This window comes from Pseudomonas sp. TSRC2-2, assembly GCF_049897785.1.
In the GTDB taxonomy this organism is placed as follows: domain Bacteria; phylum Pseudomonadota; class Gammaproteobacteria; order Pseudomonadales; family Pseudomonadaceae; genus Aquipseudomonas.
This window is the reverse complement of the sequence record NZ_JAFCWZ010000012.1, coordinates 166,812-191,980: the sequence shown is the minus strand read 5'-3', so window position 1 is coordinate 191,980 and position 25,169 is coordinate 166,812. Positions and strand designations below refer to the sequence as shown.

18 protein-coding genes are annotated in these 25,169 nt (G+C 60.2%); 11 read left to right on the top strand and 7 right to left on the bottom strand.

From position 1 onward, the window contains the following. Window positions 1–118: 118 nt before the first annotated feature. Both ACP7D9_RS23470 and ACP7D9_RS23465 read right to left on the bottom strand, forming a co-directional pair. Entirely contained in the window at window positions 119–517 is a 399-nt protein-coding gene (locus tag ACP7D9_RS23470) for a MerR family transcriptional regulator (RefSeq protein ID WP_101159136.1), read from the bottom strand. Window positions 518–706: 189 nt separating this feature from the next. Then, entirely contained in the window at window positions 707–1,636 is a 930-nt protein-coding gene (locus ACP7D9_RS23465) for a LysR family transcriptional regulator (protein WP_426159743.1), read from the bottom strand. A gap of 170 nt (window positions 1,637–1,806) precedes the next feature. On the opposite strand from ACP7D9_RS23465, the gene ACP7D9_RS23460 reads away from it, so the two are divergent. Further along, complete coding sequence (locus ACP7D9_RS23460; RefSeq protein ID WP_101159135.1) at window positions 1,807–3,036, top strand: acyl-CoA dehydrogenase; 1,230 nt, start codon at window positions 1,807–1,809, stop codon at window positions 3,034–3,036. A gap of 138 nt (window positions 3,037–3,174) precedes the next feature. On the opposite strand, the gene ACP7D9_RS23455 is transcribed toward ACP7D9_RS23460, so the two are convergent. Further along, window positions 3,175–4,509 carry a substrate-binding domain-containing protein gene (locus ACP7D9_RS23455; protein ID WP_426159742.1) on the bottom strand — a complete coding sequence of 445 codons (1,335 nt, stop codon included), beginning with the start codon at window positions 4,507–4,509 and terminating at the stop codon, window positions 3,175–3,177. A 103-nt stretch (window positions 4,510–4,612) separates the two neighbouring features. Next, window positions 4,613–5,425, bottom strand: coding sequence for an exodeoxyribonuclease III (gene xthA / locus ACP7D9_RS23450; protein ID WP_426159741.1), 813 nt, complete (start codon window positions 5,423–5,425; stop codon window positions 4,613–4,615). Between the two features lie 297 nt (window positions 5,426–5,722). Between xthA and ACP7D9_RS23445 the strand changes: the two genes are divergently transcribed. The 8 genes from ACP7D9_RS23445 (at window position 5,723) to ACP7D9_RS23410 (ending at window position 18,097) form a co-directional block, all read left to right on the top strand. Then, entirely contained in the window at window positions 5,723–6,373 is a 651-nt protein-coding gene (locus ACP7D9_RS23445; protein WP_101159132.1) for a GNAT family N-acetyltransferase, read from the top strand. Between the two features lie 66 nt (window positions 6,374–6,439). Further along, a complete protein-coding gene (locus ACP7D9_RS23440; RefSeq protein WP_426159740.1) occupies window positions 6,440–8,167 on the top strand; it encodes an autotransporter assembly complex protein TamA in 1,728 nt (575 codons plus the stop codon). After that, window positions 8,164–11,838, top strand: coding sequence for a translocation/assembly module TamB domain-containing protein (locus tag ACP7D9_RS23435; protein WP_426159739.1), 3,675 nt, complete (start codon window positions 8,164–8,166; stop codon window positions 11,836–11,838). The genes ACP7D9_RS23440 and ACP7D9_RS23435 overlap by 4 nt, the downstream gene beginning before the upstream one ends. A gap of 427 nt (window positions 11,839–12,265) precedes the next feature. After that, entirely contained in the window at window positions 12,266–12,685 is a 420-nt protein-coding gene (locus ACP7D9_RS23430) for a hypothetical protein (protein ID WP_426159738.1), read from the top strand. Window positions 12,686–13,251: 566 nt separating this feature from the next. Continuing rightward, window positions 13,252–13,734, top strand: a complete 483-nt coding sequence (locus ACP7D9_RS23425; protein ID WP_426159737.1) for a MarR family winged helix-turn-helix transcriptional regulator — start codon at window positions 13,252–13,254, stop codon at window positions 13,732–13,734. Next, on the top strand, window positions 13,724–15,193 hold the full coding sequence (locus ACP7D9_RS23420; RefSeq protein ID WP_426159736.1) for an efflux transporter outer membrane subunit: 1,470 nt from the start codon (window positions 13,724–13,726) through the stop codon (window positions 15,191–15,193). Before ACP7D9_RS23425 ends, ACP7D9_RS23420 begins: the two co-directional genes overlap by 11 nt. 15 nt (window positions 15,194–15,208) lie before the next feature. Then, window positions 15,209–16,411, top strand: coding sequence for an HlyD family efflux transporter periplasmic adaptor subunit (locus ACP7D9_RS23415; protein ID WP_426159735.1), 1,203 nt, complete (start codon window positions 15,209–15,211; stop codon window positions 16,409–16,411). A gap of 156 nt (window positions 16,412–16,567) precedes the next feature. Further along, the gene (locus ACP7D9_RS23410) at window positions 16,568–18,097 is read left to right on the top strand and encodes a DHA2 family efflux MFS transporter permease subunit (protein WP_397479662.1); all 1,530 of its coding nucleotides are present in this window, start codon (window positions 16,568–16,570) and stop codon (window positions 18,095–18,097) included. Window positions 18,098–18,223: 126 nt separating this feature from the next. Here ACP7D9_RS23410 and lpxH read toward each other — a convergent pair whose 3' ends face one another. Both lpxH and ACP7D9_RS23400 read right to left on the bottom strand, forming a co-directional pair. Further along, window positions 18,224–18,976 (bottom strand): UDP-2,3-diacylglucosamine diphosphatase, encoded by a 753-nt coding sequence (gene lpxH, locus ACP7D9_RS23405; RefSeq protein ID WP_426159734.1) that lies wholly within the window; start codon window positions 18,974–18,976, stop codon window positions 18,224–18,226. Beyond that, entirely contained in the window at window positions 18,973–19,476 is a 504-nt protein-coding gene (locus ACP7D9_RS23400) for a peptidylprolyl isomerase (RefSeq protein WP_426159733.1), read from the bottom strand. The genes lpxH and ACP7D9_RS23400 overlap by 4 nt, the downstream gene beginning before the upstream one ends. Before the next feature lie 249 nt (window positions 19,477–19,725). On the opposite strand from ACP7D9_RS23400, the gene ACP7D9_RS23395 reads away from it, so the two are divergent. Together ACP7D9_RS23395 and cysS are read left to right on the top strand one after the other, a co-directional pair. Next, window positions 19,726–21,423: a glutamine--tRNA ligase/YqeY domain fusion protein gene (locus ACP7D9_RS23395; protein ID WP_426159732.1), complete on the top strand. Its 1,698-nt coding sequence runs from the start codon at window positions 19,726–19,728 to the stop codon at window positions 21,421–21,423. Between the two features lie 21 nt (window positions 21,424–21,444). Further along, the gene (gene cysS, locus ACP7D9_RS23390; RefSeq protein ID WP_426159731.1) at window positions 21,445–22,827 is read left to right on the top strand and encodes a cysteine--tRNA ligase; all 1,383 of its coding nucleotides are present in this window, start codon (window positions 21,445–21,447) and stop codon (window positions 22,825–22,827) included. A 201-nt stretch (window positions 22,828–23,028) separates the two neighbouring features. On the opposite strand, the gene ACP7D9_RS23385 is transcribed toward cysS, so the two are convergent. Continuing rightward, window positions 23,029–24,864, bottom strand: coding sequence for a sigma-54-dependent Fis family transcriptional regulator (locus tag ACP7D9_RS23385; protein WP_426159730.1), 1,836 nt, complete (start codon window positions 24,862–24,864; stop codon window positions 23,029–23,031). Window positions 24,865–25,169 lie beyond the last annotated feature (305 nt).

Genomic DNA, 25,169 nt, shown 5'->3' with positions numbered 1-25,169 from the left:
TCACGAAGAACCCTGCGGGAGCGAGCTGCTTGCGAAAGCGTAGCGTCAGTCACCGTCAATGCTGGATGACAGATGCATTCGCGAGCAAGCTCGCTCCCACAGGGGAAGCGGTGATTCGTTAAATCGCTTGCTGGCTCTTGAGCGTCTGCTCCAGCGCCTGCACGCAGCGCTCTTCGGCTGTATCCAGTTCGAGCTTCATCTGTTCGATATCCAGCAACTGCTGTTCGAGCTGTTCGCGGCGTTCGCTGATTTTCGCCAGCATGCTGTTCAACTGTCGGGTGTTACCGCTGGACGGGTCGTAGAGTTCGATCAGCTCGCGGCATTCGGCCAGGGAAAAACCGATGCGCTTGCCGCGCAGGATCAGCTTCAGGGTGACCTTGTCGCGCGGTGAATAGATGCGTTCCTGGCCACGACGCTCGGGGCTGAGCAGGCCTTGCTCTTCATAAAAGCGGATCGCCCGGGTGGTGATGTCCAGCTCGCGGGCGAGATCGGAAATGCTGTAGGTCTGACTGCTCATGAAAGCGCTCGGAAAGGGGGCATGGCGCTAAGCTAATCGGAGGTTTACGTTTACGTCAAGCGGGATGGATTTGCTGTTGTCTGTGCAGGCCTCCTCGCGAGCAAGCCCGCACACGCGTTCCTCCAGATGAAATGCAATCCAATGTCGGAGCGGGCTTGCTCGCGAAGAACGGTGACACGGTGTCGTGTCCTACACCTTCTCCAGCTTCTTCTCCTGTGCCGTCACCTGTTGGCACAACTCGATCATCTGCTCGCGCATCCAGCGATTGGCCGGGTCCTGGTCCGTACTTTCATGCCAGTACAAATGCGTTTCCACCGACGGCACATCATTCACCGGCAAATTGAACGATTGCAGGTCATGGCGGCGGGCGAAGCGTTCCGGCACGGTCATGACCATGTCGGTCTGCTGCATCACTTGCGAAGCCATCAGATAGTGCTGCGAACGCAGGGCGATCTTGCGCTGAATGCCCATTTTGCCCAGTGCCAGATCGACATAACCCAGACCGCTGCGGCGGCTGGAGATATGGATGTGGGTCAGCGACAGATAATCATCGAGGCTGAGTTTTTCCTTGCCCGCCATCGGATGGCCCTTGCGCATGGCGCAGACATAACGGTCGTCCATCAGTTTGACGTGGCGCACCTGCGGGTCGGTGTTGAGCGGCGCATCGACGGCGAAATCCAACCGTCCGGCGGCCAGTTCCTTGGTGGTTTCCCGGCGTTTCGATAAAAAGCTTTCAATGATCACCGTCGGCGCGAGGCGGCGCAGACGCTGGAACAGTGGTGGCAGAATGATCGCTTCCGTGAGGTCGGTCATGCTGATGCGGTAAGTCTTGACTGCCTGCGCCGGGTTGAAGATGCGACTTTCATGCACCGACACGCGCAGCAGCGACAGGGCATTGCGCACCGGGCCGATGATGTTCTGCGCCATCGGCGTCGGCACCATGCCTTGAGCGGTGCGCACGAAGAGCGGGTCGTTAAACGTCTCGCGCAACCGTGCCAGGGCGTTGGACACCGCTGGCTGGGTGATGCCGACAATTTGCCCGGCGCGGGTCAGGTTGGCTTCGGTGTAGATCGCGTCGAAGACGATGAAAAGGTTGAGGTCGACCTTGCTCAGATTCATAACGCGGCTTCTCTTGTTATTAGTGCAAGTGTTTTGGGGCTGACGATCAGCGGATCATATATTGGTGATGAATGTTTATACACGCCGAGAATAGGCTAGGTAAATGATCAACGCTGTTCTAGCATCGATTGCATGACTTGAACAACCTCTGCCCGAGAAGGTAAATACCCATGGATTTCGCTTATTCGCCCAAGGTGCAAGAACTGCGTGAGCGCGTGACCGCGTTCATGGACACTTACGTTTACCCGGCCGAAGCCGTGTTCGAACGCCAGGTCGCCGAGGGCGATCGCTGGCAGCCGACCGCGATCATGGAAGAGCTCAAAGCCAAGGCCAAGGCTGAGGGTCTGTGGAATCTGTTTTTGCCTGAGTCCGAGCTGGGTGCCGGCCTGAGCAATCTTGAATACGCGCCGCTGGCGGAAATCATGGGTCGCTCCCTGCTGGGGCCCGAGCCGTTCAACTGCTCGGCGCCGGACACCGGCAACATGGAAGTGCTGGTGCGTTACGCCAACGAAGAACAGAAACAGCGCTGGCTCGAACCGCTGCTGCGCGGCGAGATTCGTTCGGCGTTCGCCATGACCGAGCCTGATGTGGCGTCTTCCGATGCGACCAACATGGCCGCCCGTGCCGTGCGCGATGGCGATCAGTGGGTGATCAACGGCAAAAAGTGGTGGACCTCCGGTGCCTGCGATCCGCGCTGCAAGATTCTGATCTTCATGGGCCTGAGCAACCCCGACGCGCCGCGCCACGCCCAGCACTCGATGATCCTCGTACCGGTCGACACTCCGGGGGTGAAAATCGTCCGGCCGCTGCCGGTGTTTGGCTACGATGACGCGCCGCACGGTCACGCCGAAGTGCTGTTCGACAACGTGCGGGTGCCGTACGAAAACGTCCTGCTCGGTGAAGGACGCGGCTTCGAAATCGCCCAGGGTCGCCTTGGCCCAGGGCGGATTCACCACTGCATGCGCTCGATCGGCATGGCTGAACGGGCGCTGGAATTGATGTGCAAACGCTCGGTGAGCCGCACTGCGTTCGGCAAACCATTGGCGCGTCTGGGCGGCAACATCGACAAGATCGCCGACTCGCGGATGGAGATCGACATGGCCCGCCTGCTCACGTTGAAAGCGGCGTACATGATGGACACCGTTGGCAATAAAGTAGCAAAGAGCGAGATCGCGCAGATCAAGGTGGTGGCGCCGAACGTCGCCTTGCGCGTGATCGACCGGGCGATTCAAATGCATGGCGGAGCAGGGGTGTCGAACGATTTCCCGCTGGCCTACATGTACGCCATGCAGCGCACCCTGCGCCTGGCCGACGGCCCGGACGAAGTGCACCGCGCGGCGATCGGCAAGTTCGAAATCGGCAAGTATGTGCCGAAGGAAATGCTGCGTAGCGAGCGCTGATCCGAGACCGCGTCATCGTTCTTCGCGAGCAAGCCCGCTCACACATTCGACCGCATTCGTCCATTTGAAATGCGCTCAAAATGTGGGAGCGGGCTTGCTCGCGAAGGGGGCTTCGAATTCACCACCACAGGATCCGGGTCAATACACCCAAACCTCAACCCGCCGATTCTTGATCCTTCCTTCATCCGCACTGTTGGTCGCCACCGGCATCAGCGCGCCGAAGCCGCGCACTTCGCGCAGCACCACGCCGTTCTTGACCAGCTCGCGACGCACCGCCATCGCCCGCAGCTTCGACAGCAGATCGGCCCGCGCCGGGTCGTCCTTGAGGTCACCAAAGCCCACCAGCGTTACCGCCCGATCGGTCTTGCCATTACGCTTTATATAGTCGAGCACCCGCGCCAGATCCTGCCGCGCCTTGTTGTCCAGACTGGCGCTACCCTCGGCAAAACGGAAATTCACTGTCAGACGCTGGGCATGCCGGCTGAGGGATTGATAACCCTCGGGCATCAGCGCATTCGGCGCCACGCTCATGGCCTGCACGGTCTGACTGACGAACCCGCTGGCCGCAACGATCGCCTGCCCCCGTGGGCTCTGTGCAAATTTGGCTAACGCCTGAGCCCATTGATTGCGGCTGTCCGGCGGTAGATAAAAGAACAAACGCCGCGACAGCGGATAGTCTTCAGTGGCGATCAGACTGTTCAGCGGCAGCATTGCTTGCGAGGCGCCATCGGCAATTGCCACGGCTTTGGCCTGACGCACGTAAGGCAAACCAATGAAGCCGATACCTTGCGGATCGGCGCTGACCGCATCGGACAATTGCTCGCTGGATTCGAAACGTTTCGCTGCGCTGCTCAGACTTTTCCCACGGTGGCTCAGCACCAGCTCCTTGAACGTGTCGTACGTCCCCGACTGGTCATCCCGCGCATACAAATGTATGGCGCCGCCACGGCCACCGATGTCTTCCCAGGTTTTCACTTCGCCGGCAAACACTCGCGCCAATTGCTCGGTGCTCAACTGCTGTAGCGGATTGGCCGGGTTGAGGATGATCGCCAGGCCGTCGATCGCAATGACTTGCTCGGCCGCCGGACTTTTCAGGTCGCCGAGGGTCTGCAGGGCGAGCAGTTCGCTGTCCTTGATCTCGCGGGAGGAGGCGGCCAGATCGGCGCTGGCGTTTTTCAACGCAGCAAAACCGGTGCTGGAGCCGTGGGCGGCAACTTCGATGACAACGCGTTGGCCTTGTGCGGTCTGGCCGATGATGCGTTGTTCGTTGGCGGTGTCCGGGGTTTCGCGGTGGTTTTTCAGGAGGCCTTGTTCGTGCAAAAGGCCTTCGATCAGCGCCGGGCCGAGTTCGGCGCCGATGGTATTGGAACCCTGAATGCGTAATGCCAAGCCGTTTTCGGGGATCGGCAGGGCGGCCGCGTAAACGGACAGCCAGCCACTCAACAGGAAAACGCAGATAACACGCAGGGTCATGCCGGCACCGAATCAAGCCAAGGGGATTGCCGGGGAGATTAAGTCAGAAAGATGACCTCCAGATGACACTGATTTCCCACAGGGGAATTGTGGCGGTTGAAAATCAGGCCAGCTCAAGCCAGATCGGCGCATGGTCCGATGGCTTTTCCATGCCGCGCAGTTCGTAGTCCACGCCGGCATCCTTGACCCGTGGCAGCAAACCGTGGGAAGCCAGAATCACGTCAATCCGCAGCCCACGCTTAGGCTCGTCTTCAAAGCCACGGCTGCGGTAGTCGAACCAACTGAACATATCGGTCACGTCGGGGTTGAGGTGACGATAGCTGTCGGTCAGGCCCCAATTCTTCAGGCGCGCCATCCATTCGCGTTCCTCGGGCAGGAAGCTGCATTTGCCGGTTTTCAGCCAGCGCTTCATGTTGTCCGGGCCGATGCCGATGTCGCAGTCTTCCGGGGAAATGTTCACATCGCCCATCACCACCAGTGGCTGTTCATTGTGGAACTGGCTTTCCAGCAGCGCTTGCAGGTCGCTGTAGAAGCGCTGTTTGGCGGGGAATTTGGTCGGGTGATCGCGGCTTTCACCTTGTGGGAAATAGCCGTTCATGATCGTCACCGGCACGCCATTGTCGTCAGCGAAAGTGCCCCAGATGAAACGACGCTGCGCGTCTTCTTCGTCGGTGATGAAACCTTTGTGAATCGCGATCGGTTCGTTGCGCGAGAGCAGGGCGACACCGTAATGGCCCTTCTGGCCATGGAAGTGCACGTGATAGCCAAGGGCGCGGATGTCTTCGAGGGGGAACTGGTCGTCGTGAACCTTGGTTTCCTGCAGGCCGATCACGTCGGGCTGATGTTTTTCGATCAGCGCTGCCAGCTGATGCGGACGGGCACGCAGTCCGTTGATGTTGAAGGAAACAATCTTCATGGTCGGCAGTCCTGGCAAAAGGGCGATGCTAGCTGACATGGGGGAGATGGGCCAGTGTGGGACAAATCATTTTGGCCTGTGGGATTTGTGCTGCCTGTAAGGGCCTCTTCGCGAGCAAGCTCGCTCCCACAGGGAAATGCGATCGAAATTCGGGAGCGAGCCTGCTCGCGAAGGCGTCCGGCCGGTCGATGAAGATCCAGGGCTGGTCTACCCTGTCAGGGGAACCACCACACCCGCCCAAGGTTCGTACCATCAAGCGCGCCAGCCTCCGAGCGCACCCCGGGGAGAATCACTGCAATGCCTGAAACCCAGTCCGCCGTTGCCGACATCCACATGCTCGACCGCGGCTATTCGCGCGAAGCCCGCTCGTTGCTGTATCAGGCCTATCGCCACGAGCCGACCTTCGGCTATCTGTTCGAAGCTGAACGCCCCGGCTACGAACAACGCGTGCGCGCCACAGTCCGCGAGCTGGTCAAACAGCATTTTCTCCAGGATTTGCCAGCGATCGGCCTGTTGGTCAACGACCGCCTGATCGGCATCGCCCTGATCGCACCGCCGCAACGGCGCCTGGGTGTTACCGAAAGCTGGGCGTGGCGCCTGCGCATGGTGCTCAGCACCGGTTTTCGCTGCACCCGGCGTTATCTGGAATACCACGATGCCGTTGCCGCGTGCGTGCCCGGTGACTCGGTGCACATGCTGCCGTTGCTTGGCGTGCATCCGCAGTTTCAAGGCCAACACTACGGCGAACAACTGCTCACTGCCGTGCACAATTGGTGCGCGGTTGATGAAACCTCACAAGGCGTGGTGCTCGACACTGGCAACCCGCGCTACCTGGATTTCTATAAAAGGCAGGGTTATCAGGAGATCGGCGAGGTTGCCGTCGGGCCGGTGCGCGAACACGTATTTTTTCACGCCAATCCGCAGGTGTTACAAACAGCAACGGGTTAACCGTAGAACTCCTTGGGAAATTTGCTGTTCTATCAGGCTCCCGAGCCCGTGATAGCATCCGCGCCTATGAAGTTTCCACGAAGATTTACCAGCGGCGTGCTGATGCTGTTATCCAGCTGCGCGGCGCTGGCGCAAAGTGAATTGGATGTACGGATCAAGCCGTCCAACGATGAACTCAAAGCCAATATAGAAGGCTATATCGGCAGCCTCGGCGATCGCGACGAAGAAGCCTTGCTGCGCTTCAGTCGCGGCGCCGAAGAGCAGGCGCGCAAAGCAGCGCAAGCGCTGGGCTACTATCAGCCGCAGATCGACAGTGACGTCAAGGGCGGAGAAAAACCGCGACTGGTGCTCAACATCGATCCCGGCGAGCCGATTCGCCTGCGCAACGTCACCGTCCGCGTCGACGGCCCGGCGGCCTCACTCAAATCTTTCCGCGTGCCGAAAAGCGACCTGCTCAAGTCCGGTGCTGTGCTCAACCACGGCCGTTACGAGGACGCCAAACGGCTGATCCAGAATCAGGCCTCGCGTTTCGGTTATTTCAGCGGGCGCTTTACCAGTCAAAAACTTATGGTCGATCCGCGCGCAGGTGTGGCCGATATCGAATTGATCTACGACAGCGGCCCGCGTTATGCGCTGGGCAAAGTCAGTTTCGAGGGCGATACGCCGTTCGACGAAGACCTGTTGCAACGCATGGTGCCGTTCAAGGCCGGCGAGCCTTATGATTCCGAACTGATCGCCGAACTCAACCGCGACCTGCAATCGAGCGGCTATTTCGAAGGCGTGCGCGTCGACGCGGCACCGACGGCGGCCGAAGGCCAGGTGATCCCGGTCGACGTCAAACTCGACACGCGCAAACCTCGCACCATGGGCCTGGGCCTCGGTTACTCGACCGACGTCGGCCCGCGCATCAAAGCCAACTGGACGCGCCACTGGGTCAATCCGCAGGGCGACAGTTATGGTTGGGAAGCCGAGCTTTCAGCGCCACGGCAAAACGTCGGGCTGTTCTACGACATTCCGCTCGACCCGCCATTGACTGACAAACTGCGCTGGGCCGGCGGCTATCAGTTCGAAGACATCGAAGGCTCCGACACCCTCAGCAAGCTGCTGACCTTCGGCCCCGAATGGCACAGCAAGCTCCCCAGCGGCTGGCAGCGGGTGATCTCGTTGAAATGGCAGCGCGAAGAATACGAACTCGGCGACGACTCGGGCCTGAGCACCTTGTTGATGCCCGGTATCAGCTATTCGTACCTTAAGAGCGATAACCGCATCGACCCGCGAAATGGCTATCGCCTGAGCTTCGAAAGCAAAGTGGCCAAGGAAGGACTGGGATCGGACAACAACCTTTTATATGGCACCGCGCTGGTCAAGGGCCTGACGACGGTGTTTGACAAGCATCGCTTGCTCGGTCGCGTGCAGGTCGGCGGCAGCGCCGCCAATGGCTACAACTCGATACCGCCGTCGCTGCGCTTCTTCGCCGGTGGCGATCAGAGCGTGCGCGGTTATGACTACCAGAGCCTGTCGCCGAAAAACTCTGACGGCGACCGCATCGGTGGCCGTTACATGATTGCCGGCAGCGTCGAGTATCAGTATTCGATTGCCGAGAAATGGCGCGTCGCGACCTTCGTCGACCAGGGCAACTCTTTCAATAAACTCGAACTGCCCGACCTCAAGACCGGGGTCGGTGTGGGTGTGCGCTGGGTCTCACCGGTCGGGCCGATCCGCCTTGACCTGGCCCATGCGCTGGACGACGACGGCGGCATCCGGCTGCACTTTTCCATGGGGCCTGAGCTGTGAAGCGTGGTGTGAAAATAACGGCGCTGACGCTGTTGGCGCTGGTCTTGTTGATCGTCTTGAGCCTCGCCTCGTTGCTTGGCACGCAGGCGGGCAGCCGCTGGGTGCTGGGTCTGGTGCCGGGCCTGAGCGTGGAAAATTTCCACGGTCGCCTCGCTGGGCAATGGAGCGCCGATCACTTGGTCTGGCAGCAGGACACCAGCCGTGTCGAGCTGGACAAGGCAATCTTCGCCTGGTCGCCGCTGTGCCTGACGCGCATGACTTTGTGCATCGATCAGCTCAAGGCCAATCAGGTGATCCTGCAATTCCCGCCGAGCGAAGAAACCACCGAGAGCGGCCCGGTCAAACTGCCGGACCTGCAATTGCCGCTGGCTGTCGAACTGGGCGATGTCGAGGTCGGCAGCCTGTTGTTCAACGGCAGCGAACAGCTCAGGGGCCTGCAACTGGCGGCGCACTGGACCGCACAGGGCCTGCAGATCGACAGCGTGAAATTGCAGCGCGACGAACTCAGCCTGAACCTCTCCGGCCTGCTGCAACCGAGCGGCAACTGGCCGCTGAATATTCAAGGCGATTTGACTTTGCCCGCTCCGGGCAACGAGCCGTGGACGCTGGCGCTGAAGGTCGACGGCGACCTGCTGAAAACCCTTAACCTGCACGCCGACAGCCGAGGCTACCTCGACGGCCAGTTGAACGGAGAACTGCAAGCGTTGGCCGAAAACCTTCCGGCCAGGCTGCGTATCACCAGCGACGCGTTCAAGCCGAGCGCCGATCTGCCGGACACCCTGCAATTCAATCAGCTTGTGCTCACGGGCGAAGGCGACCTGAAAAACGGTTACCAACTGCTCGGCAATGCCACGCTGCCCGCCGACAAATCCCCGGTGGCGCTGCTGCTAAAAGGCAAGGTCGACGCCAATGGTGCGCAGATCGCCGGGCTCGACCTCAACGCCAACGACACGCAAAGCCTCAAGCTCACCGGCAATCTCGACTGGAGCAAAGGCCTCAGCGCTCAGGCCAATGTCAACTGGCAAGACTTTCCGTGGCACCGGCTCTATCCAGAGATCGACGAGCCGCAAGTCACGTTGCGTACTCTCACTGGCGAAGTGTCCTACACCGACGGTCAGTACCTCGGCAACTTCGACGCTGCGCTGGATGGCCCGGCCGGGGCGTTCACCCTCAGCAGTCCGTTCAGCGGCAACCTTGAACAGATCGCCTTGCCGCAACTGATCATGCAAGCCGGGCAGGGCAAGGCCGAAGGGCATGTCAATGTGCGCTTCGCCGACGGCATCGCCTGGGATACCGCGCTGGACCTGTCGGCGCTCAACCCGGCGTACTGGGTCGCGGAGCTGCCGGGCACGCTGGCCGGGCCGTTGAGGAGCAAAGGCGAGATGAAGAATGATCAGCTCAGCCTCAGCGCCGACCTCGACCTCAAAGGCAAACTGCGCGGGCAACCGGCGATTCTGCAGGCCAAGGCTGACGGCGCCGGCGAGCGGTGGAACCTCAACGCCCTGCAAATCCGCCTCGGCGACAACAGCATCAACGGCAAGGGCGGCCTGCAGGACAAACTCGGCGGCCAGATCGACATCAAGTTGCCGCGTCTGGCCCAGCTCTGGCCGCAATTGCGCGGGCAGGTCAACGGTCAGGTCAACGTTGCCGGTACGCTGAAAGCGCCGCAGGGCAAGCTCGATCTGCAAGGCTCGCAACTGGCCTTTCAGGACAACCGCCTGCAAAGCCTCAACCTCGACGCCACGCTCGACAGCGCGCAGCGGGCGAAGATCAATCTCAAAGGCAGCGGCATTCAGACCGGCGACACCGCGCTGGGCACCCTGACTGCCAGTGCTCAGGGCGATATCAAAAGCCAGAAACTCAACCTTGATTTGATCGGGCCGAAGCTGAAACTGACGCTGGGTCTGGACGGCAATCTGGACAAGGGCAACTGGCGCGGACGCCTGGCCAGTGGCGACATTCAGGCCGGTGGTCAGGACTGGAAGCTGCAACGCCCTGCCAGACTGGAGCGCCTGTCGGACGGCCAGATCAATTTCGGCGCGCATTGCTGGCTATCGGGTAACGCCAGCCTGTGTGGTGAAGATCAGCGCCTGATGCCGGAGCCGAAACTGCGTTATCACCTCAAGCAATTCCCGATCGAAAGCCTCGCGCAGTGGCTGCCGAAAGACTTCGCGTGGCAGGGCCGGCTCAACGCTGATCTGCAACTGGACCTGCCAGCGAGCGGCCCGAACGGCGTGGTCAGTGTCGATGCCAGCGGCGGCACTTTGCGCGTGCGCGACAAGGATCGCTGGCTGGATTTCCCCTACCAGACGCTCAAACTCAGCAGCAAACTCACGCCCAAGCGCGTCGATACCGAACTCGATTTTGTCGGCGGCAAACTCGGCGAATTGATGGTGCGGGCGCAGCTTGATCCGCTGCCGAAAAACAAACCGCTGAGCGGCTCGTTCCGCCTCTCCGGTCTCGACCTGTCGGTAGCGCGGCCGTTTGTGCCGATGGTGGAAAAACTCACCGGGCGTCTTAACGGCAGCGGCACGCTTTCCGGCGGCCTGCTCGCGCCGTTGGTCAACGGCACCGTGCAACTGAGCGACGGCGAAGTGTCCGGCGCGGAACTGCCGATCGAGCTGCAGAACCTGCAACTGACCGCTGCGATCGCCGGCGAATCGGTACGTCTGGACGGCGGCTGGAAAAGCGGCAAGACCGGCCAGGGCAGCCTCGATGGCAATGTCGCCTGGGGGCAGGCGCTGGTGGTCGATCTTGCGCTCAAGGGCACGCAATTGCCCGTCAGCGTCGAACCTTACGCCAAACTCGAAATGGCCCCGGATCTGAAAATTTCCATGGCCGGCGACGAGCTGAAGGTTGCCGGCAAGGTGCTTGTGCCCAAAGGCGAAATCACCGTGCGTGAGCTGCCGCCATCGACCGTGAAGGTCTCCGAGGACACCATCATCGTTGGCGCGCAGACCGAAGAGGGCAAACCGCCGATCGCGATGAAAATGGACATCGACGTGATTGTCGGCCAGGACAAGCTGAGCTTCGCCGGTTTCGGCCTGACTGCCAATCTGCAGGGTCAGGTGCACATCGGCGACAACATGGATACCCGCGGCGAACTCTGGCTCAACGACGGCCGCTATCGCGCCTACGGCCAGCGCCTGACGGTGCGGCGTGCGCGTCTGCTGTTCGCCGGCCCCGTCGACCAGCCGTATCTGGACATCGAAGCGATCCGCCAGACCGACGACGTGATCGCCGGCATTCGCCTGAGCGGCAGCGCCGAACAGCCGACCACGCAAATCTTCTCCGAACCGGCGATGAGCCAGGAACAGGCACTTTCGTATCTGGTGCTGGGTCGTCCGCTGAGCACCAACGGCGAAGACAACAACATGCTCGCGCAAGCCGCGCTGGGCCTGGGTCTGATGGGCAGTGCCGGGGTCACCAGTGGTTTGGCCAAGGATCTGGGCATCGAGGATTTCCAGCTCGACACCCAGGGCAGCGGCAATGACACCAGCGTCGTTGCCAGCGGCAACATCTCCGAAAAACTCAGCCTGCGTTACGGCGTCGGCGTCTTCGAACCGGCCAGCACGATTGCCCTGCGCTACAAACTGAGCAAGAAGGTCTACGTCGAAGCGGCGAGCGGCGTGGCGAGTTCGCTGGATATTTTCTACAAGCGCGATTTTTAACCGATCAACTAAGTGGATTGTCTTACTGTCTCGCCTCTTGAGCCTTCAAGAGGCGAGATTGTTTGTAGGAATATTCGATCGAGCTTATAGGTCAGCTTCCTTTATGTTGCAGGGCGAAACTTTGAGTGTTGTAAGTTAATTCGGTCTTTTTGCGATTTAGCGGATTTTGAGATGTGTGTATATTTCCAATAAGTGACTGTTTTATATCAATAAAATTGTTGGTTATTATTGTGTTGTATTAATTGTTTATGCTGTTGGTCGACATGTTTTGAGGTTTTTAAGGTGGTGTTGATTCATGTGTTCCAGAAGTAATTCGTATTAGGATGGTCTCGTCTTCGTTGAGCTGACATGAATCCTCGGGCTGTTAAGTCAGGGAAAAAAGTGTTCGATGAAAGATCCATCCTGATTAAATAATGGAGCTGTAAATATGAAGCGTATTACCTTGAAAATTTCTGCCGCTTTGGTCGTAATGTTGGGCCTGATTACTAATGCTTATGCAGGTAATGCCTGCCCGGCAGTCAGCGCAATTGAGCAAGAGGCCTCTGAGTATGGCGGCTTTAAATATAAAGCCGTGGCGGCTAATGGCGTGCAGTGGATCGGCGAGAACCCGATCGCAGATGCGGGAGACCTGGCTAAAGTAGTCTTCAAAGAAGCTTACATCGTCAACCCCAAAAACTTTGTGGCCTGCGATTACGTTGGCCCTGAACTGGAAGGCGTACGGATGGCACTGAAAACCTCCGGCCAGGCCAAACCGGCTGGCTCGGCTTGGGTTGACCAAAAGCAGACTGATGCCACGGTATTGCCACGTTGTGCAGGCGTTGCACCGGGTGAATGCAAATTCAAATGATCTGCCGCTGAGTAGGTACTGGTTATCGCTGGTATGACAGTACCCGAGTGTTCAATGCCTCGCTGGAATCCGTCAATTCCTGCACAGCCGTCCCGTCTCGGGTGAAAGATACAGGGATCACAGGATCCGGCGGCACTAGAGGTTGGTTTTCCATCCCTAGACCTGCCGAATGCTGTGATCCTGTTTTGCCGACGTTTCTCGCCACTCTCTCCCCGTAACAAAGCGACCCGCCTGTCACCTTGTCATTTTTGCCGGACGGCGGGCTGGCAGTCCGCTAGACGTCTTTACAAACGCGATTTTGCAAGCCGCGTTTGCTTCTGAACCAAGTCGCTGCCATCGCTAGCAGTGTGACTCCCACACTGGATCCTTGCCGCACACGAGTGTGGTGTTCGCCGCAGATCGCTGTGGCAGCCAGTCTGCTAACGATGGCTTCCGTCTGCGCAACGCAAAAATGAACTCTGTGATCAACTAATTACTAAGCCGCCTAACTATTGCGTTGACATTCGCTGCCTAGGCAGTAACATCTCGACATACATTCACTGCCTAGGCAGTTATCAGGTGGATCGATGAAGCATTTCACCCCCGATGAATTCAAGCATTGCCATCTCGGCCTGTTGCTCGGCCGTGCCGCGCTGCTCAAAGACCGGATCATCGACACGCACATGGAACCCCATGGCATCACCGCCGCGCAGTTCAAGGTGCTGATCATCATGGCCCAGTTCGGCGTCGACACTCCGGCCGAGCTGTGCCGGCACCTGTCGCTGGACAGCGGGTCAATGACGCGCATGCTCGATCGGCTGGAGCAGAAAGGTTTTCTGCTGCGCCAACGCAGCGAAGACGACCGCCGGCAGGTGCAGTTGAAGCTGACCGGACAGGGCCAGCAACTGACCGATCGCCTGCCGCAGATCGGTGCCGATGCGATGAATGAACTGGCCGGTGCCATCTCCCGCGAAGAGCTGAAAACCCTTGAATACATCCTCAAGAAAATCCTGCTGGCGGCCGGTGACCCGATCACCCTCCAGCGCTTAGGTGATCACAATGAGCGGTAAAACCTTGCGCAGCAGCCTGACCCTGCTGCTGTCGGCGATGATCCTCGCCGGTTGCGCCAACTACAGCGGCCTCGATACTGAAGGTCAGCGACTCGACGCCGCGAACCTGAAGACAGCGCAGTCTCTGGACGGCGTCAGCCTGTCGCCGGCGGCGTGGCCGAAGAGCGATTGGTGGACCAGCCTCGGCGATCCGCAGCTCGACGGCCTGATCCGCGAAGCGCTGCAAGATAGCCCGGACATGCCGATCGCCGCCGCCCGCGCCCATCAGGCCAGCGCCGCCGCGTATGCCGCCGATGCCGAACGCTATCCGACCCTCGACGCCAGCGCCGGCATCAGCCGTTCGCGGCTGGCCCGTGATCAGGATCCGCTGGGGCAGGGCGGCGCCTATTCGACGGTGCGCAATGTCAGCGCCGGCTTCAATTACAACTTCGACCTGTGGGGCGGCCAGCGTGATGCCTGGGAAGCCGCGCTCGGTGAGGCGCGCGCCGCCGAAGTCGATCGTCAGGCTGCGCAGTTGACCCTCGCCGCTGACGTCGCCCGCGCTTACAGCGATTTGGGGCAAGCGCATATCGTTTATGACCTGGCCAATGAAGACCTCAAACGCACCCGGCAGATGCTCGACCTGAGCCAGCGCCGCCTGAGTTCGGGGATCGACAGCCAGTACCAGTTCCAGCAAACCCAGAGTCTGGAAGCCAGTTCCCAGGCCAGCCTGATCGATGCGGAAAAACGCCTGCACAGTGCAAAAGTTGCACTGGCGGTATTGCTCGGCAAAGGCCCGGATCGCGGCAACGAAATCGCTCGACCAAAAGTCCTGCAAGCCAGCGCCGTCGCGGTGCCATCGGTGTTGCCTGCCGAGCTGCTCGGCCGTCGCCCGGATCTGGTCGCGGCGCGCTGGCGTGTCGAGGCGGCGAGCAAGGATATCGACGCAGCGAAGACGCGGTTTTATCCGAATCTCAACCTGAGTGCGTCGGCCGGTGCCGAGTCTCTCTTGGGCGACGCGATGTTCGGTTCGGCCAGCCGTTTCTTCAACATTGCGCCGACCGTGTCGCTGCCGATCTTCGATGGCGGGCGCCTGCGCGCCAACCTCGATGCGCGTGACGCCGATTACGACCTCGCCGTGGCGCAGTACAACAAAAGTCTGGTGAAAGCCCTCGGCGATGTCGGTGACGCCATCAATCAGCTGCGCGATATCGGCCGGCAGATCGGCGCGCAGCAGCACGCCACCGACATCGCTCAGGATTCTTACAACACCGCAGTCCAGCGTTACGGTTCCGGCATCGGCAACTACCTGGACGTGCTCAGCATCGAGCAGCAATTGCTCCAGGCCCAGCGTCAGCTGGCGACGCTCAATGCCGAGCAGATCGACCTGTCGATTCAACTGATGCAAGCGCTGGGCGGCGGCTTTCAGGCAGAAAACCTGAATGCAGCCAACGCCAGCCCAGCCTCGTCGCACTACTAATTCAAGGTATTTGTCATGGCCACTGCCGAAAACACCCAAGCTCAAGACAACACCCCGGACACCGGCAACCCGCGCAAGCGCAAGGTGATGCTGCTGGCCCTCGCCGTGGTCGTCCTGCTCGCCATCGCCGGCGTCTGGGCCTATCACGAATTCATCGGGCGCTTTAACGAAAGCACCGACGATGCCTATGTCAACGGTAACGTCGTGGAAATCACACCGCTGGTCACCGGCACCGTGGTCAGCATTGGCGCCGACGACGGTGATCTGGTCCAGGAAGGCCAGGTGCTGGTCAACTTTGACCCCAACGATGCCGAAGTCGGCCTGCAAAGTGCCAAGGCCAAGCTGGCGCGCACCGTGCGTCAGGTTCGCGGCTTGTACAGCAACGTCGATGGCATGAAAGCCCAGGTCAACGCGCAACAGGCCGAAGTGCAAAAGGCGCAGGACAACTACAACCGCCGCAAGAATCTGGCGCAGGGCGGGGCGATTTCCCAGGAGGAACTGTCCCACGCTCGTGACGACCTGACCTCGGCGCAGAACGCCCTGGCCAATGCCAAACAGCAACTGAAAACCACCAGCGCGCTGGTCGACGACACCGTGGTGTCGTCGCACCCGGATGTGATGTCGGCGGCGGCGGATCTGCGTCAGGCCTACCTGACCAATGCCCGCAGCACCTTGATCGCCCCGGTGACCGGTTACGTCGCCAAGCGCACCGTGCAGCTCGGTCAGCGCGTACAGCCGGGCACCGCGCTGATGGCGGTGATTCCGCTGGATCAACTGTGGATCGACGCCAACTTCAAGGAAACCCAACTGCGTGACATGCGCATCGGTCAGCCCGTGGACATCGAAGCCGACCTGTACGGCAGCGACGTCAAGTACAGCGGCACCGTCGACAGCCTCGGCGCCGGCACGGGTAGTGCGTTTGCCTTGCTGCCGGCGCAGAACGCCACCGGTAACTGGATCAAGATCGTCCAGCGCGTGCCGGTGCGCATTCACATCAATGCCGAGGAATTGGCCAGGCATCCGCTGCGGGTCGGTCTGTCGACCAACGTTGAAGTGAATCTGCACGACCAGAGCGGCCCGGTGCTGGCACAGCAGCCACCGCAAAAAGCCTCGTTCAGCACCAACGTCTACGAGCGCCAACTGGCCGAGGCGGACGCGATGATTGTCCAGTTGATCCACGACAACAGCGCAGCGGCGGGCAAGACCGCGCAGCGCTGAAATCCGATTCCCGAACTGACCCAAGGCCCTGTGGGAGCGGGCTTGCTCGCGAATGCTGACTGACATTCAACATGGATGTTGACTGACACACTGCTTTCGCGAGCAAGCCCGCTCCCACAATTGACGCAGCGCCAATCTGGTTTCATAGGATTCACAATGAGCAATAACGCTTCTTTCACGCCGCCCAGCCTGTTGCTCAGCACCATCGGCCTGTCGCTGGCGACGTTCATGCAAGTGCTCGACACCACCATCGCCAACGTGGCGTTGCCGACGATTTCCGGCAACCTGGGGGTGAGTTCCGAGCAGGGCACCTGGGTGATCACTTCGTTCGCCGTGAGCAACGCGATCGCGCTGCCGCTGACCGGCTGGCTCAGCCGCCGTTTCGGCGAGGTGAAACTGTTTCTGTGGGCGACGATGCTGTTCGTGCTGGCGTCGTTTCTCTGCGGTATTTCCACCTCGATGCCCGAGCTGATCGGCTTCCGCGTCCTGCAAGGTCTGGTCGCCGGGCCGTTGTATCCGATGACGCAAACCCTGTTGATCGCGGTGTATCCGCCGGCGAAACGCGGGATGGCCCTGGCGTTATTGGCGATGGTCACGGTGGTCGCGCCGATTGCCGGGCCGATTCTCGGCGGCTGGATCACCGACAGTTACAGCTGGCCGTGGATCTTCTTCATCAACGTGCCGATCGGGATTTTTGCGGTGATGGTGGTGCGTTCGCAACTGGCCAAGCGGCCGGTGGTGACCAGCCGCCAGCCGATGGATTACGTCGGTCTGATCACGCTGATTATCGGTGTCGGCGCGTTGCAGGTGATCCTCGACAAGGGCAATGACCTGGACTGGTTCGAGTCGAACTTCATTATCATCGGCGCGGCGATTTCCGTGGTCGCGCTGGCGGTGTTCGTGATTTGGGAAATGACTGACCAGCATCCCGTGGTCAACCTGCGCCTGTTCGCCTATCGCAACTTTCGCATCGGCACGCTGGTGCTGGTTTTGGGTTATGCCGGATTCTTCGGCATCAACCTGATCCTGCCGCAATGGCTGCAGACGCAGATGGGCTACACCGCGACCTGGGCCGGTCTGGCCGTGGCGCCGATCGGTATTCTGCCGGTGCTGCTGTCGCCGTTTGTCGGCAAATACGCGCACAAGTTCGACTTGCGACTGCTCGCCGGGCTGGCGTTTCTGGCGATCGGCCTGAGCTGCTTCATGCGCGCCGAGTTCACCAACGAGGTCGACTTCCAGACTATCGCTCTGGTGCAGTTGTTCATGGGTATTGGCGTGGCGCTGTTCTTCATGCCGACGCTGAGCATTCTGATGTCGGACTTGCCGCCGAGCCAGATTGCCGATGGCGCCGGTCTGGCGACCTTCCTGCGCACATTGGGCGGGAGTTTTGCGGCATCGCTGACCACGTGGATCTGGATTCGCCGGGCAAATCAGCATCATGCCTATATGAGCGAGAGCATCAGCACCTTCGAACCGGCCACGCGCGAGACCTTGCACGCGCTGGGCGGGGCGAGTCAGCCGGCGTATGCGCAGATGGATCAGATCCTGACCAGCCAGGCGTACATGCTCTCCACCGTGGATTACTTCACGCTGCTCGGGTGGGGGTTCATGGGGTTGATTCTGATCGTATGGCTGGCGAAGCCGCCGTTTGCCGCGAAGGCCGGGCCGGCTGCCAGCGGTCACTGAGGCATTACGCGATCAAAAATGTGGGAGCGGGCTTGCTCGCGAATGCGGCGTGTCATTCAGCATTGATTTGTCTGACACACCGCTTTCGCGAGCAAGCCCGCTCCCACTTTTGTGTTGTATTTGGCGTTAGATTGCGGGGGCAGGCAGGGCGGGTGGCGGGGCGAAGTCGAACGGCGCCAAGGCATACCCGCTCTCATCGACCTGCAACGCCCAACCCTGACGATCCCAATCCCCCAGCACAATCCGCTTCGCCGCTTGTTCACCAAGCTGCAACTTGTGAATGGCCGGGCGGTGGGTGTGGCCGTGGATCAGAGTCTTCACGCCGAATTCGTGCATCACTCGCGGAATCTCTTCCGGGGTGACATCGACGATGTCATTGGCCTTCATCCGCGTCTGTGCACGGCTCTCGCTACGCAGCTTGCGCGCCAGTTTGTGGCGGCTGCGCAACGGCAGATTGCGCAGGATGAACAAAGTGATCGGGTTGCGCAGGTAGCGGCGCAGCTTCATATAGCCGACATCGCGGGTACACAGGCTGTCGCCGTGCATCAGCAGCACCGGCTCGCCGTAGAACTGCACGACACTCGGATCCTTCAGCAGCGTGCAGCCGGCCTGTTTGCAAAAGGCCTTGCCGAGCATGAAGTCGCGATTGCCGTGCATGAGGAAAATGGCCGTGCCGCTGTCGCTCAATTCGCGCAGGGCCTGGCAGATGGAACGCTGGAAGGGCGTCATGGCGTCGTCGCCGATCCACGCCTCGAAAAAGTCACCGAGGATGTACAAGGCACTCGCCGAGCGGGCGCGTCCGGCGAGCAAATCCAGAAACGCCCGGGTAATGTCCGGGCGCTCCTCTTCCAGATGCAAGTCTGAAATCAGCAATATCACTCAATGATCTCGGCTTTCTCGATGATCACGTCGTCTGCGGGTACGTCCTGGTGGCCGGCCTTGGAAGTGGTCGACACGCCTTTGATCTTGTCGACAACGTCGGTGCCTGCGGTGACTTTACCGAATACCGCGTAGCCCCAGCCCTGCACGTTCTTGCCGCTGTGGTTGAGGAAAGTGTTGTCGGCGACGTTGATGAAGAACTGTGCCGAAGCCGAATGCGGCTCCATGGTGCGGGCCATGGCAACGGTGTACTTGTCGTTGGAAAGACCGTTGTCGGCTTCGTTCTGGATGCTTAGACGCTTGTCTTTCTTCTCTTTCATGCCTGGCTCGAAACCGCCGCCCTGGATCATGAAGTTGCCGATGACGCGGTGGAACACGGTGTTGGTGTAGTGACCGGCGTTAACGTATTCGATGAAGTTGGCGACGGTAATCGGCGCCTTTTCAGCGTTCAGTTCGATGACGATGTCGCCATGGTTGGTGGTCAGTTTGACTTGAGTCATGATCGCTACTCTTCTGAGGAATTCGTGGTTTTGGGACCTTCAGCCCCGCAACCGGTTCAGCCTGCTTCGGCCAAGGTGCGCAGTTTAGCGTGACAGGCGCGAATTTCGAGGCGGTTTTTCATTTCACCGCGATTAAATGCGCTGCTTTATGGAGCCTGCTCTGTCAGCCCCTTGACAGCATCGGCTATGATAGCGGCTTTGTTTTGTCTGGCCCCTTCTGCGGCCGCGCACCTGTACGTCAAGGATCCTATGAGCAAGCCCACTGTCGACCCTACCTCGAATGCCAAGTCCGGCCCTGCCGTGCCGGTCAACTTCCTGCGGCCGATCATCCAGGCAGACCTGGACTCGGGCAAGCACACCCAGATCGTGACTCGCTTCCCGCCGGAGCCCAACGGCTACCTGCACATCGGCCACGCCAAGTCGATCTGCGTCAACTTCGGTCTGGCCCAGGAGTTCGGCGGCGTCACGCACCTGCGTTTCGACGACACCAACCCGGCCAAGGAAGACCAGGAATACATCGACGCGATCGAAAGCGACGTCAAATGGCTGGGCTTCGAATGGTCCGGTGAAGTGCGCTACGCCTCGCAGTATTTCGACCAGTTGCACGACTGGGCTGTCGAGCTGATCAAGGCCGGCAAGGCCTATGTCGACGACCTGACCCCCGAGCAGGCCAAGGAATACCGTGGCAGCCTGACCGAGCCAGGCAAGAACAGCCCGTTCCGCGACCGCTCGGTAGAGGAAAACCTCGACCTGTTCGCGCGCATGAAGGCCGGTGAATTCCCCGACGGCGCGCGCGTGCTGCGGGCGAAGATCGACATGGCCTCGCCGAACATGAACCTGCGCGACCCGATCATGTACCGCATCCGTCACGCCCATCACCACCAGACCGGCGACAAGTGGTGCATCTACCCGAACTACGACTTCACCCACGGTCAGTCGGACGCCATCGAAGGCATCACCCATTCGATCTGCACCCTGGAGTTCGAAAGCCATCGTCCGCTGTACGAGTGGTTCCTGGAGCACCTGCCGGTGCCGGCGCAGCCGCGTCAGTACGAGTTCAGCCGCCTGAACCTGAACTACACGATCACCAGCAAGCGCAAGCTCAAGCAACTGGTCGATGAAAAGCACGTCAACGGCTGGGACGACCCACGCATGTCCACGCTGTCGGGCTTCCGCCGCCGTGGCTACACGCCGAAATCGATCCGCAACTTCTGCGAAATGATCGGCACCAACCGTTCCGACGGCGTGGTCGACTTCGGCATGCTCGAATTCAGCATCCGCGACGACCTCGACCACAGCGCACCGCGCGCCATGTGCGTGCTGCGTCCGCTGAAAGTGGTCATCACCAACTACCCGGAAGGCCAGGTCGAAAACCTCGAACTGCCACGCCACCCGAAAGAGGACATGGGCGTGCGCGCCTTGCCGTTCGCCCGGGAAATCTACATCGACCGTGACGACTTCATGGAAGAGCCGCCAAAAGGCTACAAGCGCCTGGAACCGGCCGGCGAAGTGCGTCTGCGCGGCAGCTACGTGATCCGTGCCGACGAAGCGATCAAGGACGCCGATGGCAACATCGTCGAACTGCGTTGCTCGTACGACCCGGAAACTCTCGGCAAGAACCCGGAAGGGCGCAAGGTCAAAGGCGTGATCCACTGGGTGCCGGCCGCCGCCAGCGTCGAGTGCGAAGTGCGTCTGTACGATCGCCTGTTCCGCTCGCCCAACCCGGAAAAAGCCGAAGACAGCGCGAGTTTCCTCGACAACATCAACCCTGACTCACTGCAAGTGCTGACCGGTTGTCGCGCCGAGCCATCGCTCGGCAATGCGCAGCCGGAAGACCGTTTCCAGTTCGAACGCGAAGGCTACTTCGTCGCGGATCTGAAGGACTCGAAACCCGGTCAGCCGGTATTCAACCGTACCGTGACCCTGCGTGATTCGTGGGGCCAGTGAGACAGCGTCAAGGAAATTAACGTGCTGACGATCTACAACACGCTCACCAAGAGCAAAGAAGTCTTCAAGCCGCTGGATGGCAACAAGGTGCGCATGTATGTCTGCGGGATGACCGTGTACGACTACTGCCACCTCGGCCACGGCCGCAGCATGGTCGCGTTCGATCTGGTGACGCGCTGGTTGCGCTTCAGCGGTTACGACCTGACCTACGTGCGCAACATCACCGACATCGACGACAAGATCATCAACCGCGCCAACGAGAACGGTGAATCGTTCGAAGCGTTGACCGAGCGCATGATCGCCGCGATGCACGAAGACGAAGCGCGCCTGAACATCCAGAAACCGGACATGGAACCGCGCGCCACCGATCACATCGATGGCATGCACGCGATGATCCAGACCCTGATCGACAAGGGTTACGCCTATGCTCCGGGCAACGGCGACGTGTACTACCGCGTCGCCAAGTTCATGGGCTACGGCAAGCTGTCGCGCAAGAAGATCGAAGACCTGCGTATCGGCGCGCGCATCGAAGTCGACGAGTCGAAGGAAGATCCGCTCGACTTCGTCCTGTGGAAAGCTGCCAAGCCGGGCGAGCCGAGCTGGGAATCGCCATGGGGCGCCGGGCGTCCGGGCTGGCACATCGAGTGCTCGGTGATGTCGACCTGCTGCCTGGGCGAGACGTTCGACATTCATGGCGGCGGCAGCGACCTCGAGTTCCCGCACCACGAAAACGAAATCGCCCAGAGCGAAGCGGCCACCGGCAAGACCTACGCCAACGCGTGGATGCATTGCGGCATGATTCGCATCAATGGCGAGAAGATGTCCAAGTCGTTGAACAACTTCTTCACCATCCGCGACGTGCTCGACAAGTACCACCCGGAAGTCGTGCGCTACCTGCTGGTGTCGAGCCACTACCGCAGCGCGATCAACTATTCGGAAGACAACCTCAAGGACGCCAAGGGCGCACTGGAGCGTTTTTACCACGCGTTGAAAGGTCTGCCGAGCGTGGCGCCGGCCGGTGGCGAGGCGTTTGTCGAGCGTTTCACCACGGTGATGAACGACGACTTCGGCACCCCGGAAGCCTGCGCCGTGCTGTTCGAGATGGTGCGTGAGATCAACCGTCTGCGCGAGAGCGATCTGGATGCGGCGGCAGGTCTGGCGGCGCGCCTGAAAGAACTGGCCAGCGTGCTGGGCGTGTTGCAGCTTGAGGCCGATGATTTCCTCCAGGCAGGCGCTGAAGGGCGGGTCGATGCGGCTGAGGTTGATGCGTTGATTGCTGCGCGTCTGGCGGCTCGGGCTGCGAAGGATTGGGCCGAGTCGGACCGGATTCGTGATCAGCTCACAGCGATGGGTGTGGTGCTGGAAGATGGCAAGGGTGGGACGACCTGGCGTCTGGCTGACTGATAGCCTTACCTGTTACAGACAAAACCCGCCTTGTGCGGGTTTTGTGTTGTGAGGTATCTGGCAATGCACTGGCGGCAGAGCTGACGCCGTCGCGAGCAAGCCCGCTCCCACATTCGTATGGGGTCATGCCTGATTGTTGTGAACGACACAAATCCCTGTGGGAGCGGGCTTGCTCGCGAAGAGGCCCGTCCAGACAACGTGTCATTCAGCCTGCCGCAACCGCTTGTACAGTGTGTTCCGACTCACCCCCAAGCGCCGCGCCAGGTGCGAAATATTCCCCCCGGCCGCTTTCAACTCGCGATTCAACGCCTCGATATCATTCAAATCCAGCCCCAACGGAGCCGCCGTTTCCACCGGCTCCATCTCCAGATCGACAAAAAAAACATCCGGCAAATGCTCCGGCCGTACCGGTTGCTCTTCGGCCATGGCCAACGCCACCTGCATCACACTGCCGACCTGACGCAGATTCCCCGGCCACGGATGCTTTTCAAACAGCTCCAGCACCTCCGGGCTCAGCCCCGCCCATTGCGTCGGCTCGCGATGCTGTTCCCACAGTCGTTTGAACAGCGCTTGTTTATCACTGCGCTCACGCAGTGGCGGCAATTCCAAAGTCAGCCCACCAATGCGGTAGTACAAATCCTCACGAAACCGACCCAACTGCACCTGTTCGCGCAAGGATCGGTTGGTCGCCGAGATAATCCGCAGATCCACCGCAAACAACTCACTGCTGCCCACCGGCTGCACGCAACGCTCTTGCAAAACCCGCAACAAGCGCGCCTGAGTTGGCAGCGGCATATCGCCGATCTCGTCGAGAAACAGCGTGCCTTTGTCGGCCTTGCGGATCAGGCCGATGCTGCCTTTCTGATTGGCCCCGGTGAATGCGCCTTTTTCGTAGCCGAACAATTCAGACTCGACCAGTTCGGCGGGGATCGCTGCACAGTTCACTGCGATGAACGCCTGATTACTGCGCGAGCTGGCCTGATGCAGGGCTTTGACGAACACCTCTTTGCCGACACCGGTTTCGCCGTGAATCAGCAGCGGAATGTCTTTTTCCAGCAGGCGTTCGGCCTGGCGCACGGCTTTTTCCACACGGCTGTCGCCGAAATGCAGCGTATTGAGACTGATCGCACTGGCTGGCGCAGGCTTGTCCTCGGCGACAAACACCCGCGCTTGCACCGGCGCCTGTTTCGGCCGCTTCAGCAAGCATTGGAAACGGTTGCGCCCGGAGGTCTGCAGGGCAAATGGCAGACCCTCGGGCTGGTTGATCAGCTCCAGCAATGACACTTTGAACAGGCTTTCAACGCTGACGCGGGACAGTCGCACACCGAGCAGATTGTCGGCACGGCGATTGGCCGACAGCACTTGACCGCTTTCATCGAAGATCAATAACCCGGCCCACTGGCTGTCGAGGTTGTTCAACCCGGTGTTGAAGGTCAGTTGAAAGTGCTGACCGTGGAACAGGTTGAGGATCAGCCGGTTCTCCACGGACTGGCTCATCATCTTCACCATGCCCAGGGTGTGCGAGGGCGGCAGGTAGCTGTCGCTGGAGACATCGAGCACGGCGATGACTTTGCGTTCGGCGTCGAAAATCGGCGCGGCGGAGCCGGTCATGAAGCGGTTGGCCTTGAGAAAGTGTTCGTCGTGTTCGATGTGCACCGCCTGCTCACAGGCCAGCGCGGTGCCGATCGCATTGGTGCCGCTGCAGCGCTCCATCCAGCTCGCCCCGGCCTGAAAGCCGCGCGCCAGGTTCGGTTCGATAAAACGCTGGGTGCCCCACGAAGTCAGCACCTGGCCCTGATTGTCGGCGAGCATGATCAGGCAGTTCGAATTGCTGAGGATGTTTTCGTAGTAGGGCAGGACTTCCTGATGCGTGGTCTGCACCAGCGAGTGATGGCTGTCGAGCAACCGCGCAATGCCGACGGCGGGCAATTGATCGAAGGCCGGGGCGCTCTGGTGGTCGAGGCCGAATGCGCGGCAACGCTGCCAGGAGGTCTGGACGATCACGTCGTGGGACAGCGGCGAAGCAGGTGCGGCCATGGGGGCGAGCCTCTGAGTGCAGCGATTTTATTATTGTTATGAACCCGGATCTTCAAATCACCACAAGTCCATTGTGGGAGCGGGCTTGCTCGCGAATGCGGTGTGTCATTCAACTGATTCGGTGACTGATACTGCGCATTCGCGAGCAAGCCCGCTCCCACATGGGATCTTCGGTGTTCATGAGATTGGGCAAAAGCGTGCATAGAGTGTTGTTCACTATTGTTCATTGTCAATCACCCCGACTGTTCAAAAGTGTTCAGCTGTGAACGCCGCTCGCCCCCATGAATACTGCTTCTCAAAGCAAA

Coding starts and splice junctions, on each gene's coding strand:
- ACP7D9_RS23470 (WP_101159136.1), bottom strand. CDS start 517: ATGAGCAGTCAGACCTACAGCATTTCCGATCTCGCCCGCGAGCTGGAC.
- ACP7D9_RS23465 (WP_426159743.1), bottom strand. CDS start 1,636: ATGAATCTGAGCAAGGTCGACCTCAACCTTTTCATCGTCTTCGACGCG.
- ACP7D9_RS23460 (WP_101159135.1), top strand. CDS start 1,807: ATGGATTTCGCTTATTCGCCCAAGGTGCAAGAACTGCGTGAGCGCGTG.
- ACP7D9_RS23455 (WP_426159742.1), bottom strand. CDS start 4,509: ATGACCCTGCGTGTTATCTGCGTTTTCCTGTTGAGTGGCTGGCTGTCC.
- xthA (WP_426159741.1), bottom strand. CDS start 5,425: ATGAAGATTGTTTCCTTCAACATCAACGGACTGCGTGCCCGTCCGCAT.
- ACP7D9_RS23445 (WP_101159132.1), top strand. CDS start 5,723: ATGCCTGAAACCCAGTCCGCCGTTGCCGACATCCACATGCTCGACCGC.
- ACP7D9_RS23440 (WP_426159740.1), top strand. CDS start 6,440: ATGAAGTTTCCACGAAGATTTACCAGCGGCGTGCTGATGCTGTTATCC.
- ACP7D9_RS23430 (WP_426159738.1), top strand. CDS start 12,266: ATGAAGCGTATTACCTTGAAAATTTCTGCCGCTTTGGTCGTAATGTTG.
- ACP7D9_RS23425 (WP_426159737.1), top strand. CDS start 13,252: ATGAAGCATTTCACCCCCGATGAATTCAAGCATTGCCATCTCGGCCTG.
- ACP7D9_RS23420 (WP_426159736.1), top strand. CDS start 13,724: ATGAGCGGTAAAACCTTGCGCAGCAGCCTGACCCTGCTGCTGTCGGCG.
- ACP7D9_RS23415 (WP_426159735.1), top strand. CDS start 15,209: ATGGCCACTGCCGAAAACACCCAAGCTCAAGACAACACCCCGGACACC.
- ACP7D9_RS23410 (WP_397479662.1), top strand. CDS start 16,568: ATGAGCAATAACGCTTCTTTCACGCCGCCCAGCCTGTTGCTCAGCACC.
- ACP7D9_RS23400 (WP_426159733.1), bottom strand. CDS start 19,476: ATGACTCAAGTCAAACTGACCACCAACCATGGCGACATCGTCATCGAA.
- ACP7D9_RS23395 (WP_426159732.1), top strand. CDS start 19,726: ATGAGCAAGCCCACTGTCGACCCTACCTCGAATGCCAAGTCCGGCCCT.
- ACP7D9_RS23385 (WP_426159730.1), bottom strand. CDS start 24,864: ATGGCCGCACCTGCTTCGCCGCTGTCCCACGACGTGATCGTCCAGACC.